Genomic DNA, 18645 nt, shown 5'->3' on the forward strand with positions numbered 1-18645 from the left:
ATATAAACTAAATTAAGCAATACTAGCACGGAGAGCTTCTAACTCTTCCTTGGTCAAGCGACGCCATTCTCCTCGTTCTAGGTTCTCATCCAATACTAGAGTTCCCATAGTCAAACGTTGCAAATCTACTATTTCCTTGCCACAGTAGGCCACCATACGCTTGACCTGATGGAACTTCCCTTCTGCAATGGTCACACGGATTTGGCTTTGATTCTTTTCTGGATCTATGGACACAAGTTCCAGTCTAGCAGGCTGACAAGTAAAGTCTTTGAGAGGAATTCCCTTGGCAAATGTCTCCACATCTTCTTGGGTCATCATTCCCTTAACATGGGCCAGATAAGTCTTGTCCACATGACGCTTTGGTGAAAGAAGAGCATGGGCAAGCTTGCCATCATTAGTCAAGAGCAAAAGACCATGCGTGTCAATATCCAAGCGCCCTACTGGGAAAACTTCCTTGCTCCGAGCAGTATCATCCAGCAAGTCCAGAACGGTTCTGTGCTTAGGATCCTCAGTCGCTGAGATAACTCCTTGGGGCTTGTTCATCATGTAGTAGACAAACTCTTCATACTCCAACACTTGCCCATCAAAGCGAATCTCATCTATTTTTTCATCAATCTGCAATTTAGCTGATTTCTCTTTTTTACCATTTACCGTCACGCGCCCAGCCTTGAGCAAGTTTTTGACCTTAGTCCGGCTCCCCACAGCGCAGGCAACTAAAAATTTATCTAATCTCATAGAACTATTATATCATACTCAAAAGGAGGCTGGTACAATGACCAACTTCCTTTTCGTTTCATACTCTTCAAAAATCTCTTCAAACCACGTCAACGTCGCCTTGCCGTATAGATGTTACTGACTTCGTCAGTTCTATCTGCAACCTCAAAACAGTGTTTTGAGCTGACTTCGTCAGTTCTATCTACAACCTCAAAACAGTGCTTTGAGCAACCTGCGGCTAGTTTCCTAGTTTGCTCTTTGATTTTCATTGAGTATCAGATTTAAGAAATTAACTTCCTCGTCTCCAGAAAATCGCTAAGACAATCATGGAACCTAGTACTGCCGGAATAATGGCAGTTCCTGCTATTATCGGTCCCCAAGTCCCAAAAAGCAAGTGGCCTATAAAGGAACCAATCCAGCCTAGGAACATTTTTCCAAAACATCCCATGCGTTCTCCACGATTGGTTAGAGTACCTGCTAAAAATCCCACTAGGAGACCAACGAACATACTTCCTAACATATTATCTCCTTAATTTGCCCAATCTCCGTTACGGAAAAGTGGTACACGTGTCCCATCCTCACGGATACCATCGATATCCATTTGGTTAGAACCAATCATAAAGTCTACATGAACATCTGAACGGTTAAGCCCCGCGGCTTCAAGCTCCTCTTCGCTCATCTCCGCTCCACCAGCTACGCTAGTCGCATAGGCTGCACCGATAGCCAAGTGGTTTGAAGCATTCTCATCGAAAAGGGTGTTAAAGAAGGTAATGCCTGACTGAGAAATTGGGCTTGGATCTGGTACCAAGGCACATTCACCCAAGGCACGCGCACCCGCATTTTCAAATACTAGGTCTTTCATAACCTGATCCCCCTTCTCAGCAGTAATGTCAACGATTTGTCCATCCTTAAAGGTCACCTTAATACCTTCAATGATATTTCCGTTGTAGCTAAGCGGTTTTGTAGAAGTGACATAACCATCTGCGCGACGGAAATCAGGCGCTGTGAAGACTTCCTCTGTCGGCATATTTGGCAAGAATCCTTCACCCTGTGCATTGATAGCACCTGCTGATTCCCAAACGTGGTTCTTCGGCAATCCAAGGGTCAAATCTGTCCCTGGCGCTGTGTAGTGAAGGGCTGAAAATTGCTCTTTATTAAGCATATCAGCCTTGCTCTTAAGGATAGCTGCATGATCTTCCCAAGCCTTAACAGGATCTTCTTCATAGACACGGCAAGTTTTGAAAATTTGATCCCAAAGAAGATCAACTGCTTCTTCATCGCTCGCAGCATTTGGAAAGACTTTTTTAGCCCACTCAAGTCCAGCAGCGGCTGCCACAGTCCAACTGACTTTATTGGATTGCGTTGCGATACGCATTGGCTTCATGGCAAGTCCCATAGCTTTAGCAGAAGCTGAAAGCTTGTCAGCGTCCACTCCATTCAAGGCACCTGGGTCAGAAGAACGAACCCCAAGACGGCTAGCCTTATTCTCCAAGAGATAGTTCATCTCAGCAATCTTGTATTCTGGCACATTGTCCAGACGCCCCATCGGCGCATGGAGGAATTTCTCACGGTTAATCACATCATCTGTCCACTGAACGATGACCTCATGCGCACCCAAGGCATAAGCTTCTTTGACAATTAAGTGAGCCAACTCACGTTGCTCCACATCGATAGAGAGAGCCAAAGTGTGACCAGGTTGCACGTTAATTCCGTTCGCAACCAACAATTTCGCATATTTTTCTAGATTTTCTTTAAAATTTGGTAAAACCTTGTTGTTTTCTCTTTTCCATTTTTATTTTTCTTTCGAAGCAGAAAAGATTCCTGCTAAAGCAATAGCACCTGCCAAGAATGCTGTTGATAGAAGAATTGTCTGATCAGCAAGTTCTAATTGATATTCAAATACCTTCTCAGCTGGCCTATCTTCCGCAAAAATTCTTAGTTTTTTCCTGAACCCCTTAAAATAGATTAAAATAAATCACTATGACTGCCTGTCCGCAGCAAATTTAAAAGCAATTCTTCCTTGTCTACTTTATAAACCAAAAGCCAATCCGGCTGGATATGGCATTCACGAACTCCTTGAAAATGCTTAGATGCCGTTAATTGATGATCACGATATCTAGCAGGAAGTTCTTTTTTCTTGAACAAGAAAATTTAAAACTTCTTCTAATAATTCTGCCCTAAAACCACGCTTCATAGCCAACTTAAAATCTTTTTTAAACTGTTTATGATAACGAATCTTAAGCACGCAAGTCCTTCATCAAGTCTGAGACTGATTCAAAGGATGGGCTCATATTACGATTTTGGTCTAAATCCGTTAACACTTGGAGCAACTTCCAATTTTCGTCTAGTCTAACATCAAAAGGTAATCCCTGATATTGAATAGCCTGACGAAGAAAAATATTGATAGCTGTTGTCATATCCATTCCCAGGTTATTAAACACCTGTTGGGCCTGCTCCTTAACCTCACTATCCAGACGGATACTCATACTCGTCTTTGACATACTCTCACCCTCTTTCTATAGACTATTTTAACAAAAAAGAAGGCTAATGTAAATCTATTGGATATACATTAGCCTCTTTGGATAGATGATTAAACAATTTTTTAAAACAACTCATCAAACAAACTCAACTGGTTATCCTCTGGCATATTGCCGAGAATCCCCATTTCATCCATCTTCTCAACCAAAGTTGATGAGAGTCCACCGCGTTTGCGTAGTTCTGTTTTAGAGAGGAATTCTCCCTCTTCACGCGCTCGCACCAACTGCTTAGCAACGTTCTCTCCCAGACCATCCATTGCTACAAATGGCGGAATGAGGGTATCCCCATCGATAAGGAACTCTGTCGCCTGACTACGGTAGAGATCGAGTTTGCCAAACTTGAAACCACGTTCCCACATCTCATTTACAATCTCAAGAGTTGTATAGAGATCGATTTCCACATTAGAGGCCTCATTGTTCTTCCGTTTTTCAGAGATTTCTTCCATTCTGCGTTTGATGGCATCCAAGCCCGCACCCATAGTCTTGATATCAAAAGCCTTAGCACGGATTGAGAAGTAAGCACAGTAATAATAAATAGGATGGTGAACCTTGAAGTAAGCTACACGCAAGGCCATCATAACGTAGGCTGCCGCATGGGCTTTAGGGAACATGTACTTAATTTTCCCACAGGACTCGATATACCACTCTGGCACCTTATTAGCCTTCATGGCTTCGATGTAGCCATTACGTTCCTCTTCTGAAATCTTGAGCCACAAGCCCTTACGTACCCGTTCCATGATAGTAAAGGCCATCTTAGGTTCAAGACCCGCATGCATGAGGTAAACCATGATGTCGTCCCGACAACCGATAACAGTCGATAGATCCGCTATTCCTTGCTTGATCAAATCTTGGGCATTTCCCAACCAAACGTCGGTACCGTGGGACAAACCAGACAGCTGAAGCAACTCCGCAAAAGTCGTCGGATGCGTCTCATCTACCATCCCACGTACAAAGTTGGTTCCAAATTCTGGAATCCCCAGCATACCTGTCGGCGTTCCGATTTGTTCAGGAGTCACACCTAGCACATCAGTCCCAGAAAAGAGGGCCATCACACCTTCATCATCCATAGGAATTTCATTAGGATCAATCCCTGACAAATCCTGCAGTTTCCGAATCATGGTCGGATCATCATGTCCCAGTACATCGAGTTTGAGGACGTTCTCGTCTATATCATGGAAGTTAAAGTGAGTGGTCTGCCATTCAGCCGTCACGTCATCCGCTGGATACTGAACAGGCGTGAAATCATAGACATCCATGTAGTTCGGAATAACAACGATTCCCCCCGGGTGTTGGCCTGTCGTTCGTTTGACACCAGCAGCTCCCTGGGCTAAACGTTCCACCTCTGCATCACGATAAAACTTGCCATAATCTCTCTCATAGCCCTTGACAAATCCATAAGCGGTCTTGGCAGCTACTGTACCAACTGTTCCTGCACGGAATGCATATTCCTCACCAAAAATATCACGTACATCCAAGTGGGCGCTAGGCTGATCTTCTCCCGAGAAGTTCAAGTCAATATCGGGAACCTTGTCCCCATCAAAACCAAGGAAGGTCTCGAAAGGAATATCCTGTCCGTTTTTGCTGAGCTTATGACCACATTTAGGACAGTCCTTATTGGGCATATCAAAACCTGAACCATAAGAACCATCTGTGATAAACTCACTGTACTGACACTGACCACAGACATAGTGTGGAGAGAGAGGATTAACCTCTGTAATCCCAATCATGGTCGCAACGAAACTGGACCCAACAGACCCACGAGAACCAACCAAGTAGCCCCGTTCATTGGAACGTTGTACCAGCATCTGCGAAGCCAGATAAATCACAGCAAATCCATTCCCCAGAATAGAGGTTAGTTCTTTTTCAATCCGCAAATCAACAATATCTGGCAGCGGGTTTCCATAAATCTCAAAAGCTTTCTTATAGGTCAACTCAGCAACTGTTTCTTCAGCCTTGTCGATGAAAGGAGTGTATAAGTCACCCTTAACAACCTCAACGGGTTCAAAGATTTCTGCCAAGGCATTGGTGTTTTCAATAACCAATTTCCGAGCTAATTCCTCTCCCAAGAAGGCAAATTCATCCAACATCTCATTGGTCGTTCTAAAATGAGCCTTTGGAAGTGGTGCCGGTTGGGCATGTTCTCCATGACCGATAGTTCGGTTAATCATCGCCCCCTGGCCTAGACTACGGACGATAATTTCACGATAAATCTCTTCTTCCGGTTCGATATAATGGACATTTCCCGTAGCCAGAACGGGCTTACCAAGACGGTCTCCAACTTCTATCAAACTTTTGATAATGGTCTGGAGTTCTTCCATATCCTTGACCTGCTCCTTGGCAATCAAGGGAGCATAGATAGCTGGTGGCATGACCTCGATAAAGTCATAATACTTGGCCACCTCAACCGCCGCATCCACACCTTGGGAAACGACTGCATCAAAAACTTCACCTTCAGAGCAAGCTGAACCTAAAATCAAACCTTCCCGATGAGCATCTAGAACTGTTCTCGGAATTCGTGGCACCCCTTCAAAGTACTTGGTATTGGATAAAGAAACCAGCTTAAAGATATTTTTTAGCCCTACTTGATTCTTGACATAAATGGTCGCATGTTTAATCCGAGCTTTTTTATAAGAATCTAGACTAATCAAATCAATGTTGAGTCTAGCTAGATCGGTCACACCATGTTTTTCTGCAACCTCTTTGATAAAGATGAAGAGCAGGCGACCTGTAGCTTCCGCATCGTAGTTGGCCATGTGATGGTGTTCCAGTGCCACACCGAAACGCTTAGTCAAAGGGCCCAAACCATGACGTTTATACTCAGGGTAGAGATTTCTAGCAAATTCTAGAGTATCGATTACTGGCTGGCTAATCTTAGGCAGACCATGGCGCTCATAGTTGGCATTCATAAATCCAACGTCAAAGGTAGCATTGTGGGCAACTAGGACCGTATCCTTGCAAAACTCTTGAAATTCTTGCAGAACTTGTTCCAGTGGTTTGGCATTTTTGACATGATCATCTGTAATTCCAGTCAACTCAGTAGTAAAAGCTGACAAAGGATGTCCAGGATTGATAAATTCATCAAATTCAGCAATGACATTCCCCTTGTACATCTTAGAAGCCGCAACCTGAATCAAGTCATTATAGATGGCTGAAAGGCCTGTCGTTTCCACGTCAAAGACCACGTAGGTCGCTTCCGACAAGTTCATCTCCACTTCGTTATAAACGATAGGAACACGGTCCTCCACGATATTGGCTTCCATACCATAGATCAGCTGGATTCCCGCTTTCTTAGCCGCCTTATAGCCATGTGGGAAGGACTGAACATTTCCATGGTCTGTGATGGCAACCGCCTTGTGTCCCCACTTAGCAGCTGTCGCAACGATTTCTTCTACCTCTGGTAGAGCATCCATGGTCGACATATTAGTATGAGCATGAAACTCAACCCGTCGTTCTCCTTCTGGCATTAAATCCTTCCGCTCATAGTGAACAACTTCCTGCACGTCTTGCACGTTCATAGTCAAATCGCGTGTGAAGTTATTCATCTCCACATTCCCACGAACACGGAGCCAAGAATTTTTCTTGATGAGATCAAATTTCTGAGCCTCTTCCTCATTCTTAACCCACTTTTGCATCGAAAAACTTGAAGTGTAGTCCGTCATTTTAAAGTTGATCAAAACACGCCCTGTTCTGGTCACTTTTTGCTCCACATCAAAAACAACCCCTTCAAAGACCAAACGATTTTCCTCCGTCGTCACTTCAATCATAGGAGTAATCTCTGCCTTATCCAGCTTCGGTTTAGCTGCAGCTTTTTTAGCTTGAAAATCAAAGGATGGTTTCTCTTCCGCTGGAGGAGGTGCCATCTGTTCTAGTTGTTCCATAGCACGGAGCGCTTCCTCATTGGCCGCTTGAACAATCTGCTCATTTTCAGCATGAAATGCTTCTTCCTGCTCTTGAGTCAGCACATCATTCTTCTCGACTTGACAATTAAAAGTTGGAAAACCAAATTTTTCAAGTTGTTTGGCTAAATTAGGAAGATGATTTTTCTTAAAGTGTTCCTTATCAATCGCCTCAGAGCCTTCAATAAAGAGCTGATTGCCCTCCGCACGAACTTGCAAATTTTGATAAAGGGACTTAAAACCTTGACTAGCACATGGCCCCTCAGAAAAAGCCTCTCTATAATAGGCCTGCAAGAGTTGATTTGAAAATTCTTGAGACAGAGCCTTGATTTCGAAAACAGCTTTATTGCCTGTCTTAGAAAATTCTTCGCTCAAACCTCTCTTTAATTCTAAAAAGATTTCAATCGGTAAAATATTAGAAAATACGAAATGAAACTCCCATACCTTACTAATTTTATGAACCACAACTCGCTCAATATCGGCCTGTGCTAAAGCAGGAGCCTGTCTCATCTCAGCAGGCATCCCCAGTTGATTCATTAAAATTTCAAAACTGTTTGACATTCATTTTCCTCACATTATTCTCCTACTATTTTACCATACTTAGAGGTATTTTCTAAAGACAAAAGGAAGCCACTAAGTGACTTCCTTCTAGAGTGAGGACTGATTAGTCTTCACCTTTATTTTTCTTAATGATTTCTTCTTGTACTGACTTAGGTACATCTTCGTAGTGGTCAAATACCATCATGAATGTACCACGTCCTTGAGATGCAGAACGAAGAACTGTTGCGTAACCGAACATTTCAGCAAGTGGAACGTAAGCACGAACAATTTGGCTGTTACCGTGTGCTTCCATACCATCTACACGTCCACGACGAGCAGTTACGTGACCCATAACATCACCAAGGTTTTCTTCTGGAACAGTGATTGTTACAAGCATCATTGGCTCAAGGATAGCTGGTTGTGCTGATTTAGCAGCTTCTTTAAGAGCAAGTGAAGCCGCGATCTTGAAGGCAGTTTCGGATGAGTCGACATCGTGGTATGAACCATCGTAAAGCTTAGCTTTAACGTCAACCATTGGGTAACCTGCAAGAACACCGTTAGCCATAGATTCTACCAAACCTTTTTCAACCGCTGGGATAAATTCACGAGGAACCACACCACCGACGATTGCGTTTTCGAATTCAAATCCTTTACCTTCTTCGTTTGGAGTAAATTCAATCCATACATCACCGAATTGACCTTTACCACCAGACTGACGTTTGAAGAATCCACGTGCTTGAGTAGAAGCGCGGAATGTTTCACGGTAAGATACTTGAGGAGCACCTACGTTCGCTTCAACTTTGAACTCACGACGCATACGGTCAACAAGGACATCAAGGTGAAGCTCACCCATACCAGAGATAACTGTTTCACCAGTTTCAACGTTTGTTTCAACGCGGAATGTTGGATCTTCTTCAGCCAATTTTTGAAGGGCGATACCCATCTTATCTTGGTCAGCTTTAGATTTTGGCTCAACCATCAATTGGATAACTGGTTCTGGAACGTTGATTGACTCAAGGATGATTTTAGCTTTTTCATCTGTCAATGAGTCACCAGTTGTAGTATCTTTCAAACCAACGGCAGCAGCGATATCACCTGAGTAAACAGTGTCAATTTCTTGACGGCTGTTGGCGTGCATTTGAAGGATACGTCCGATACGCTCACGTTTACCTTTAGAAGTGTTCAATACGTATGAACCTGATTGAAGCACACCTGAGTACACACGGAAGAATGTCAAACGACCTACGAATGGGTCTGTCATGATCTTGAAGGCAAGAGCTGCAAATGGCTCTTCGTCAGATGCTGGACGAGTTTCTTCAGCGTCTGTATCTGGGTTAATACCTTTGATTGCTGGGATATCAAGTGGGCTTGGAAGGTAGTCAATAACCGCATCAAGCATCAATTGAACACCTTTGTTCTTGAAGGCTGAACCACACAATACTGGGAAGAATTCAACGTTTATAGTCGCTTTACGGATACCAGCTTTCAATTCTTCGTTAGTGATTTCTTCACCTTCGAGGTATTTCATCATCAATTCTTCGTCAGTTTCAGCAACTGCTTCAATCAATTTTTCACGGTATTCTTGAGCTTGATCAAGGTATTCAGCTGGGATGTCTTCCTCAAGAATATCTGTACCAAGGTCGTTCGTATAGATTTCAGCTTTCATCTTGATCAAGTCGATGATACCACGGAAGTCATCTTCAGAACCGATTGGCAATTGGATTGGGTGGGCATTTGCTTGAAGACGATCGTGAAGTGTGCTTACAGAGTAAAGGAAGTCAGCACCGATTTTGTCCATTTTGTTGGCAAATACGATACGTGGAACTCCATACTCAGTTGCTTGACGCCAAACTGTTTCAGTTTGAGGCTCAACACCTGATTGCGAGTCAAGAACTGTAACCGCACCGTCCAATACACGAAGAGAACGTTGTACTTCGATAGTGAAGTCCACGTGTCCTGGTGTGTCGATGATGTTTACGCGGTGGTTGTTCCATTGAGCTGTTGTCGCAGCAGATGTGATAGTGATACCACGTTCTTGCTCTTGCTCCATCCAGTCCATTTGTGACGCACCTTCGTGAGTTTCACCGATTTTGTGGATTTTACCAGTGTAGTAAAGGATACGCTCAGTTGTAGTTGTTTTACCAGCATCGACGTGAGCCATGATACCGATATTACGAGTTTTTTCAAGTGAAAATTCGCGTGCCATGAGGTTTGTTTCTCCTATTTATTTTTGATTTCTATTCTATTATAACACGATTTTAATAAAAACGGATAGGCAGGACCTACCCGTTCTCAATGTTTTCATGCTATTGTTGGTTTCAACTTACGAGCTGGTAAGTTGAGTTATAGCTAATACTAATCGATTTAGCTAATTTGAACCCAGGCTAAAAGCTCGGAAAATAGATAAACTCTCCTAGAATCTTCGATTCTTCGTCAAGTTTCCTAATTTTCAGTCGCTTTTTTAACGCCCTTAGTATCTTAATCTTACCAACGGAAGTGTGCGAATGCACGGTTAGCTTCAGCCATACGGTGAGTGTCTTCACGTTTCTTAACAGCTGCACCAGTGTTGTTAGCAGCATCCAAGATTTCTTTTGCAAGACGGTCTTGCATTGTGTGTTCACCACGAAGACGAGCGATTGTTACCAACCAACGAAGTCCAAGTGTTGTACGACGTTCTGGACGAACTTCAACTGGGACTTGGTAGTTAGAACCACCAACACGACGTGCACGTACTTCAAGTACAGGCATGATGTTTTCCATAGCTGTTTCAAATACTTCAAGTGCATCGTTGCCAGTAGCTTCTTTGATTTGCTCAAAAGCACCGTAAACGATTGAAGCAGCTGTACCACGTTTACCGTCAAGCATAACGCGGTTGATAAGACGAGTAACTAGTTGTGAATTGTAAAGCGGATCTGGCAATACGTCACGTTTTGGAGCTCTATTTTTACGACTCATTTCTCTTTATCCCCTTTCCTTATGCTTTTGGACGTTTAGTACCGTATTTAGAACGGCCTTGTTTACGATCGTTAACACCTGCAGTATCAAGTGCACCACGGACGATATGGTAACGTACCCCTGGAAGGTCTTTTACACGTCCACCACGAAGAAGCACCACGCTGTGCTCTTGCAAGTTGTGTCCGATACCTGGGATGTAGGCAGTAACTTCGATAAGGTTGCTCAAACGTACACGAGCGAATTTACGAAGGGCTGAGTTAGGTTTTTTAGGTGTCATTGTTCCAACACGAGTTGCAACACCACGTTTTTGTGGTGAAGAAACGTTTGTTTGAACTTTTTTATGACTGTTGTAACCAACGTTCAAAGCTGGTGATTTAGATTTTTCTACTTTTGATTTACGCGGTTTGCGAACCAATTGGTTAATTGTAGGCATCTACATTCTCCTGTGTTTTTTTATTTTTGGTGATGATACACTTGGTGACAGCTATCATCTGTGTGTACTTTTGCAACATTTGTCAGCACGTCCCTGTACACTCTTGAGAGACCAAAAGTAAAAAGTACCGTCTATTATTGTAACAAAATTTTCCATTGGTTGTCAAGATATTTTTCTTTTTTATTGTTAATCGTAACTTCTCAAAGTAACTTCCACTTGCCTGACCGAAGTGGAAATTAGTCTAAAACGGATTTTTATGGTGGAATTAAGTGTGAGACTTTCCGTTCCATCGTTGAGAATATGGGAAAAGGTCCGTCAACGATTTCAAAGGAAATTAAGCGCAATCGCATCATGCATCCAACATCCGTCAAATCTGATTGCACGGATTGCCCACTTCTCAAAAAGCTCCTTATGTCTGTAACAACGCGTTTTTCTCATACTAAAAGCTAGGTTGTGGAAAACTGGAAGTTGGTTTTATATTGAATTGAAATAAGACATGAACAAATCTATTGGGAAAGTCAACTTAATTTCTAGAAATGTTTTAATAGCAATAACGCACTATTCTAGTTTCAATCTGCTATAGAAGTTCCCATTTTCATCTTTTCATTCTCTCAAAAGTCAATCATAAAAGAGGAGAAATCGAAGTTCCTCCTCTTCACTGTTTACTATCGAATCAAGTAAATCAAATCGTTACTCATTCACAATTTTTTCATCAACTTTAGGGTTTAGAGTTGTTCCCCAATGTGTAATTGTACGCTGTTGTACTAGTGGTAAGTCTGTGCGGTTGTAAACTGTACGCCATGGTTCCCATACAAGACCCGTCTTTTCTTGAACCTTGATACGAAGATTACGGACATTTCCTTTAAATTGAATCTCTGTTTGGAAGCCTGAAGTTCTGTTTTTTCCGTTATCTTCCCATTGACGTGAACGAATTTCTGGATTTCCTTGTTCATCATATGTAATTTCATCCCAATAGATGTAGTAACGCGCAACATAAGCACCCTTATGATGAAGTTTCAAGAAGCCATTTTTATAAGAAGTAACCTTCGTTTCGATATAGTCTGTACTATTTTGTAAAGTTGCTTGGGCATTATCTTTTAGGAAGGCAGTCTTATATGAGATTGGCACAGCTGGACTTTGAGCGCTAAAGTCAGCTCCTTCTCTGATGAGTTCCTTCAAGTTTTCGACTGTTCCTGTGACAACTTTGGCAGCACCGCTAGCATTACCTCCTACAATTACCGCTGTTACAGAAGTATTCTTCAATAGACGGCTCCATTCAGAATTTGGAGCAATTGTTGCGCCTTTGATAACCGCATTGATAGCTGCTTTTAATTCAGTAGACTTACTTGTTGACTCAAACTTAACATAGATTTGACGTCCGTAAGAAACGTTTGATACATATACAGGTGGAGTTTGTGAATCAACGCCTCTTTGTTTTAAATCTTCAGGTGTCACACTCTTGTCAAATACAGCTGCTGGATTGGTCGGTGCATCAAATGTCGCTGTATAGTAGATTTGTTTAAAGTTTACAACTTCAATTTGCTTTTCACCCTTTTGCACAGCCTCAAAGTCAATCTTGAGCGGTGCGCCTGCTTTTTCAAAGTCTGCACCAAATTTTGCTTTCAATTGGTTCATGCTATAGGCTGTAGTTGATTCATACTGAACACGGGCAGGAACGGAATGGCTAGATGAATAATTCTTTGTCCATCTTTCAACCAAGGTATTCATCGCAGACTGCATACCACTAGTTGTAGGAACTGCTTCAATTCGGCTGTCAGACTGAATCATACCAGGTAAATCGACGCTGACTGTCCCCTTTGCACGGGCAAGACTAATCAATTCTGGCTGATTTTCTAGCAGATTTTGGTTTGCCTTATACAAGCCACCTAGGAAGACATTTTGATTTCCATTGATGGAAACATCTGCTGTGCCTGTAGAGAGGGTTTTCTTGATTTTTTCTACAACGACAAACTCTCCATTTTGTTCCTTAGCACTTGTGTTGTAGCGATTTTCTAAGGTTTCTCCCTTGCGAGTTAAAATATCCAAAGGATTATAAGTTAAGCCAAAAAGGTAGTCTTTCAATGCTGATGTTTGATCTACTACTGGTGCAGTTCTATCCTGTCCAACTTGAGTTGTTGCTGAACGGAATACTTCCACTTCTGCCAAGCTCAATGGGGTATTTTTAGTTTTCAACTCCACTTTTACATAACGAGCGTCTTTGGCTGTGAAGAAAACTTCAAGTTCTGCCTTCCCGTTCAAACTATCAAAGTGTTGACGAGCAACTTCTTGTTTTGCTTCATTTAACAAAACAACATCAAAATTGGAAAGACGATTAGCTACATTCCCATCTCCACGATTGTAGAGTTTAACTTTTCCAACATTCTCTGTTTTTCCAAGATCAACTTGCCACCAAGCATTGTCTTCAAAGTTTGTGTGCGTTACAGAATGGTGTCCATAGTCACTATCAACATTACCATCCACTGCTCGTGTAGCAGCTCCTCCATAAGCAGTAGAACTTTGACTAGCTTGTTTTCCACGAGCAATGTTTTCTGTCTCAACTGGACGATTCCCTTGCTCTGTAGCCAAAGCTACTCCCTGAGCGTTCAATAAAAAGGCCGCAACAACAGCACTACACACACCGAGTCCACACTTTTTGACAAACCGATGCAAACGTTTTTCTTGATTCATTCCTTATTCCTCCGTTTTTAAATGAATACGTTTTCCTATTTGTCTATAGTTTATCAAATTTCAAGTAAAAGTCAAGCACAAATCAGCAAAAAAGTCAAGAAAATAAGAAGAAAACGTTTGCTGAATTTTTCTGATATTTTCTTTAGATTTCCAGTAAATACTATGGTTTGGAAACTAGATAAAACTTGAGAAGCGCTAGCTTTTTCTCTTCCTATTTATAGTTTCGCTAGATGAACTTTTTAAAGAAATATTAGAGAGCAATTTCTGAATAAAAATAGCTGAGAACACGTCCTCTTCCTAATAATACGTCTTGTCTTATGTGACATTTTTATACTCTTCGAAAATCTCTTCAAACCACGTCAACGTCGCCTTGCCGTACTCAAGTACAGCCTGCGGCTAGTTTCCTAGTTTGCTCTTTGATTTTCATTGAGTATTATTTCCATTATTTATACTGATATATAAAATAATACGGAAAACTTCTCAAAAGTAAGAATTTCTTTGACAAACCAAAGAAAACGCTTGCACTATTTCCTGCTACATGCTATACTGATATAGAAATTTATTGATTGGAGAATCATTATGAGAAAAACACCATCTCAAACTGAGAAAAAAATGGTCTACAGCATCCGTTCCCTCAAAAATGGAGCTGGTTCTGTCCTTATCGGCGCAAGCCTTGTCCTACTTGCTATGGCTACGCCAACTATCTCAGCCGACGAAAGTACAACAACCACTAACGAACCCAGCAACGGAAATACAACCATCCTTGCCCAACCTCTTACTGATACAGCAGCTGGCTCTGGTAAGAAGGAAAGTGATATTTCTTCACCCGAAAATGCAAACGCTTCCCTAGAGAAAAAAGAAGAAAAACCTGCAACAGAGCCAACAACTCCTGTTGCAAGCCCAGCCGATTCAGCACCACAAACTGGACAAGATCGTTCAAATGAGCCAACTACTTCTACTAGTCCAGTAGCAACTGAAACTAAGGCAGAAGAGCCAATCGAAGACAACTACTTCCGTATCCATGTCAAAAAACTTCCTGAAGAAAACAAGGATGCTCAAGGACTATGGACTTGGGATGATGTTGAAAAGCCTTCTGAAAATTGGCCTAACGGAGCCTTGTCCTTCAAGGATGCCAAGAAAGATAACTACGGCTACTACCTAGATGTCAAATTAAAGGGAGAACAAGCCAAGAAAATTAGCTTCCTCATCAATAATACAGCTGGAAAAAATCTAACCGGCGATAAATCTGTAGAAAAACTAGTTCCAAAAATGAACGAGGCTTGGTTGGACCAAGATTACAAGGTCTTCTCTTACGAGCCACAACCTGCAGGTACTGTTCGCGTCAACTACTACCGCACTGACGGCAACTATGACAAGAAATCTCTCTGGTACTGGGGAGATGTGAAAAATCCAAGCAGCGCTCAATGGCCTGACGGAACAGACTTTACAGCTACAGGCAAATATGGCCGCTATATCGACATTCCTCTTAAGGATACCGCCAAAGAATTCGGCTTTTTATTACTAGATGAGAGCAAAAAAGGAGACGACGTGAAAATCCGTAAAGAAGATTATAAGTTTACAGATTTGAAAAATCATAGCCAAATTTTCCTAAAAGACGATGATGAATCGATTTACACAAATCCATACTATGTCCATGATATCCGTATGACAGGTGCCCAACATGTAGGAACTTCTAGCATCGAAAGTAGTTTTTCAACACTAGTCGGTGCCAAAAAAGAAGATATCCTCAAGCACTCCAACATCACTAATCACCTAGGAAACAAAGTAACTATCACCGATGTTGCAATCGATGAAGCTGGTAAGAAAGTGACCTACAGCGGAGATTTCTCTGACACAAAACATCCATATACTGTTAGCTACAATTCCGACCAATTCACTACCAAAACAAGCTGGCGCCTGAAAGATGAGACTTACAGTTATGATGGCAAACTGGGAGCTGACCTAAAAGAAGAAGGAAAACAAGTTGATTTGACCCTTTGGTCACCAAGTGCTGATAAGGTTTCTGTCGTTGTCTACGACAAGAATGACCCTGACAAAGTAGTTGGAACTGTCGCTCTTGAAAAAGGGGAAAGAGGAACTTGGAAACAAACTCTAGATAGCACAAACAAATTAGGAATCACAGATTTCACTGGCTACTATTATCAATACCAAATCGAGCGTCAAGGTAAAACTGTTCTTGCACTCGATCCTTACGCTAAATCCCTCGCTGCTTGGAATAGTGACGATGCTAAGATTGACGATGCCCATAAAGTGGCTAAAGCCGCCTTTGTAGACCCAGCTAAACTAGGACCTCAAGACTTGACTTATGGTAAGATTCGCAACTTCAAATCGCGCGAAGATGCTGTCATCTATGAAGCTCATGTGCGTGACTTCACTTCAGATCCTGCCATCGCAAAAGATTTGACTAAGCCATTTGGTACTTTTGAAGCCTTTATCGAAAAACTAGACTACCTCAAAAACTTGGGTGTAACCCACATCCAGCTCCTTCCAGTCTTGTCTTACTACTTTGTCAATGAGTTGAAGAACCACGAACGCTTATCTGACTATGCTTCAAGCAACAGCAACTACAACTGGGGATATGACCCTCAAAACTACTTCTCATTGACTGGTATGTATTCAAGCGATCCTAAAAATCCAGAAAAACGAATCGCAGAGTTTAAAAACCTCATCAACGAAATCCACAAACGTGGCATGGGAGCTATCCTAGATGTCGTTTATAACCATACAGCTAAAGTCAATCTCTTTGAAGATTTAGAGCCAAACTACTACCACTTTATGGATGCTGATGGGACACCTCGAACTAGCTTTGGTGGTGGACGTTTGGGAACAACCCATTATATGACCAAACGGCTCCTAGTTGACTCTATCAAATATCTAGTTGATACCTACAAAGTGGATGGCTTCCGCTTCGATATGATGGGAGACCATGATGCGGCTTCTATCGAAGAAGCTTACAAGGCTGCACGCGCCCTCAATCCAAACCTCATCATGCTTGGTGAAGGTTGGAGAACCTATGCTGGCGATGAAAACATGCCTACTAAAGCTGCTGACCAAGATTGGATGAAACATACCGATACTGTCGCTGTCTTCTCAGATGACATCCGTAACAACCTCAAATCTGGTTATCCAAACGAAGGTCAACCTGCCTTTATCACAGGTGGCAAGCGTGATGTCAACACCATCTTTAAAAATCTCATTGCTCAACCAACCAACTTTGAAGCAGACAGTCCTGGAGATGTCATCCAATACATCGCAGCACATGATAACTTGACCCTCTTTGACATCATCGCTCAGTCTATTAAAAAAGACCCAAGCAAGGCTGAGAACTATGCTGAAATCCATCGTCGTTTGCGACTTGGAAATCTCATGGTCTTGACTGCTCAAGGAACTCCGTTTATCCACTCTGGTCAGGAATATGGACGTACTAAACAATTCCGTGATCCAGCCTACAAGACTCCAGTAGCAGAGGACAAACAACCAAACAAATCTCACTTGTTGCGTGATAAGGACGACAACCCATTTGACTATCCTTACTTCATCCATGACTCTTACGATTCTAGCGATGCAGTCAACAAGTTTGACTGGACTAAGGCTACAGATGGAAAAGCTTATCCTGAAAATGTTAAGAGCCGTGACTATATGAAAGGGTTGATTGCCCTTCGTCAATCTACAGATGCCTTCCGACTTAAGAGTCTCCAAGATATCAAAGACCGTGTCCACCTCATCACTGTTCCAGGTCAAAATGGTGTAGAAAAAGAGGATGTAGTAATTGGCTACCAAATCACTGCTCCAAACGGTGATATCTACGCAGTCTTTGTCAATGCGGACGAAAAAGCCCGCGAATTTAATTTGGGAACTGCCTTTGCCCACCTCAGAAATGCTGAAGTTTTAGCAGATGAAAACCAAGCAGGACCAGTAGGAATTGCCAACCCGAAAGGACTTGAATGGACTGAAAAAGGCTTGAAATTGAATGCCCTTACAGCTACTGTTCTTCGAGTCTCTCAAAATGGAACTAGCCATGAGTCAACTGCAGAAGAGAAACCAGACTCAAGCCCTTCCAAGCCTGAACATCAAAATGAAGCTTCTCTCCCTGCACATCAAGATCCAGCTCCACAAGCTAAACCTGATTCTACTAAACCATCTGCAACAGTAGCTGATTCAGAAAATAAACCTAGCCAAGCTACAACTGGTTCACAAGCTGAACAACCACATAAAGACAATAATACTCAATCACTTCCATCTACTTCTACACAAGCTATTGTAACTTCCTACACCCCAGCTTATACAAATAAGAAACCGGAAACTCCAAATCAGACAACTAAAGCTAGTTGGAAACAAGAAAATGGCATCTGGTATTTCCATAAAGCAGACGGTTCTCTAGCTACTGGTTGGATAAAAGATGGAGATACTTGGTATTATCTAAAAGATGATGGCTCTATGGTAACTGGTTGGGTAAAAGATGGCAATGTTTGGTACTTCCTAAATAGTAACGGCTCTATGTCAACCGGTTGGGTTAAGGATGGAGATACTTGGTACTATCTTGAGCCATCAGGAGCTATGAAAGAAAATCAATGGTTTGAAGTTTCTGGCAAATGGTACTATGTTGATTCATCAGGTAAACTTGCAGTTAATACAAGAGTTGAAGGCTATTTGGTTAATGAAAACGGTGAATGGGTTAGCTAAAACTGCTACTGTATAACCTTTGCATAGCTAGATATAACTAAGCTCAACGATAACAAACTCCTGTTTGCAGGAATCAGCCTCCTTGCCCTTCTAGGTCTCGGGTTCTTGCTAAAAAACAAAAAAGAGAACTAAACTGGCCCTCCTATAGAAAAATCCCCCTAGACTTAATGCTTGGGGG

General features: G+C 42.1%; 12 protein-coding genes and 2 pseudogenes. 3 read left to right on the forward strand and 11 right to left on the reverse strand.

Annotated features, from left to right (window positions below; all coding sequences use genetic code 11):
- Nucleotides 1-12: 12 nt before the first annotated feature.
- From AC6I9F_RS08740 to rpsL, 10 genes and pseudogenes are all read right to left on the reverse strand, one after another.
- Nucleotides 13-735: a pseudouridine synthase gene (locus tag AC6I9F_RS08740; protein WP_498021713.1), complete on the reverse strand. Its 723-nt coding sequence runs from the start codon at nucleotides 733-735 to the stop codon at nucleotides 13-15.
- An 89-nt stretch (nucleotides 736-824) separates the two neighbouring features.
- The gene (locus tag AC6I9F_RS08745) at nucleotides 825-983 is read right to left on the reverse strand and encodes a hypothetical protein (protein ID WP_025173180.1); all 159 of its coding nucleotides are present in this window, start codon (nucleotides 981-983) and stop codon (nucleotides 825-827) included.
- A gap of 20 nt (nucleotides 984-1003) precedes the next feature.
- Nucleotides 1004-1234 carry a GlsB/YeaQ/YmgE family stress response membrane protein gene (locus tag AC6I9F_RS08750; protein ID WP_498021715.1) on the reverse strand — a complete coding sequence of 77 codons (231 nt, stop codon included), beginning with the start codon at nucleotides 1232-1234 and terminating at the stop codon, nucleotides 1004-1006.
- A 9-nt stretch (nucleotides 1235-1243) separates the two neighbouring features.
- A complete protein-coding gene (locus AC6I9F_RS08755) occupies nucleotides 1244-2440 on the reverse strand; it encodes an aminopeptidase (protein WP_498021717.1) in 1197 nt (398 codons plus the stop codon).
- Between the two features lie 239 nt (nucleotides 2441-2679).
- Nucleotides 2680-2959: pseudogene (locus tag AC6I9F_RS08760) on the reverse strand (type II toxin-antitoxin system RelE/ParE family toxin).
- Nucleotides 2952-3215, reverse strand: a complete 264-nt coding sequence (locus AC6I9F_RS08765; protein ID WP_023396570.1) for a type II toxin-antitoxin system RelB/DinJ family antitoxin — start codon at nucleotides 3213-3215, stop codon at nucleotides 2952-2954. Before AC6I9F_RS08765 ends, AC6I9F_RS08760 begins: the two are co-directional and overlap by 8 nt.
- 101 nt (nucleotides 3216-3316) lie before the next feature.
- Entirely contained in the window at nucleotides 3317-7708 is a 4392-nt protein-coding gene (locus AC6I9F_RS08770) for a PolC-type DNA polymerase III (RefSeq protein ID WP_498021719.1), read from the reverse strand.
- A 103-nt stretch (nucleotides 7709-7811) separates the two neighbouring features.
- Nucleotides 7812-9893 carry an elongation factor G gene (gene fusA, locus AC6I9F_RS08775; protein WP_000090345.1) on the reverse strand — a complete coding sequence of 694 codons (2082 nt, stop codon included), beginning with the start codon at nucleotides 9891-9893 and terminating at the stop codon, nucleotides 7812-7814.
- Nucleotides 9894-10171: 278 nt separating this feature from the next.
- Entirely contained in the window at nucleotides 10172-10642 is a 471-nt protein-coding gene (gene rpsG / locus AC6I9F_RS08780) for a 30S ribosomal protein S7 (RefSeq protein WP_000087873.1), read from the reverse strand.
- A gap of 19 nt (nucleotides 10643-10661) precedes the next feature.
- On the reverse strand, nucleotides 10662-11075 hold the full coding sequence (rpsL, locus tag AC6I9F_RS08785) for a 30S ribosomal protein S12 (protein ID WP_001142332.1): 414 nt from the start codon (nucleotides 11073-11075) through the stop codon (nucleotides 10662-10664).
- Nucleotides 11076-11348: 273 nt separating this feature from the next.
- Here rpsL and AC6I9F_RS08790 point away from each other — a divergent pair.
- Nucleotides 11349-11500: pseudogene (locus tag AC6I9F_RS08790) on the forward strand (IS30 family transposase); the annotation flags it as partial.
- Between the two features lie 265 nt (nucleotides 11501-11765).
- Here the strand turns inward: AC6I9F_RS08790 and AC6I9F_RS08795 are convergent.
- Complete coding sequence (locus AC6I9F_RS08795; protein ID WP_498021722.1) at nucleotides 11766-13763, reverse strand: thiol-activated cytolysin family protein; 1998 nt, start codon at nucleotides 13761-13763, stop codon at nucleotides 11766-11768.
- A gap of 579 nt (nucleotides 13764-14342) precedes the next feature.
- On the opposite strand from AC6I9F_RS08795, the gene AC6I9F_RS08800 reads away from it, so the two are divergent.
- A complete protein-coding gene (locus AC6I9F_RS08800) occupies nucleotides 14343-18467 on the forward strand; it encodes a pullulanase (protein WP_498021724.1) in 4125 nt (1374 codons plus the stop codon).
- Nucleotides 18468-18500: 33 nt separating this feature from the next.
- Nucleotides 18501-18599, forward strand: coding sequence for an LPXTG cell wall anchor domain-containing protein (locus AC6I9F_RS08805; RefSeq protein WP_220042005.1), 99 nt, complete (start codon nucleotides 18501-18503; stop codon nucleotides 18597-18599).
- Nucleotides 18600-18645 lie beyond the last annotated feature (46 nt).

The sequence above is a fragment of the Streptococcus nakanonensis genome (assembly GCF_059738785.1).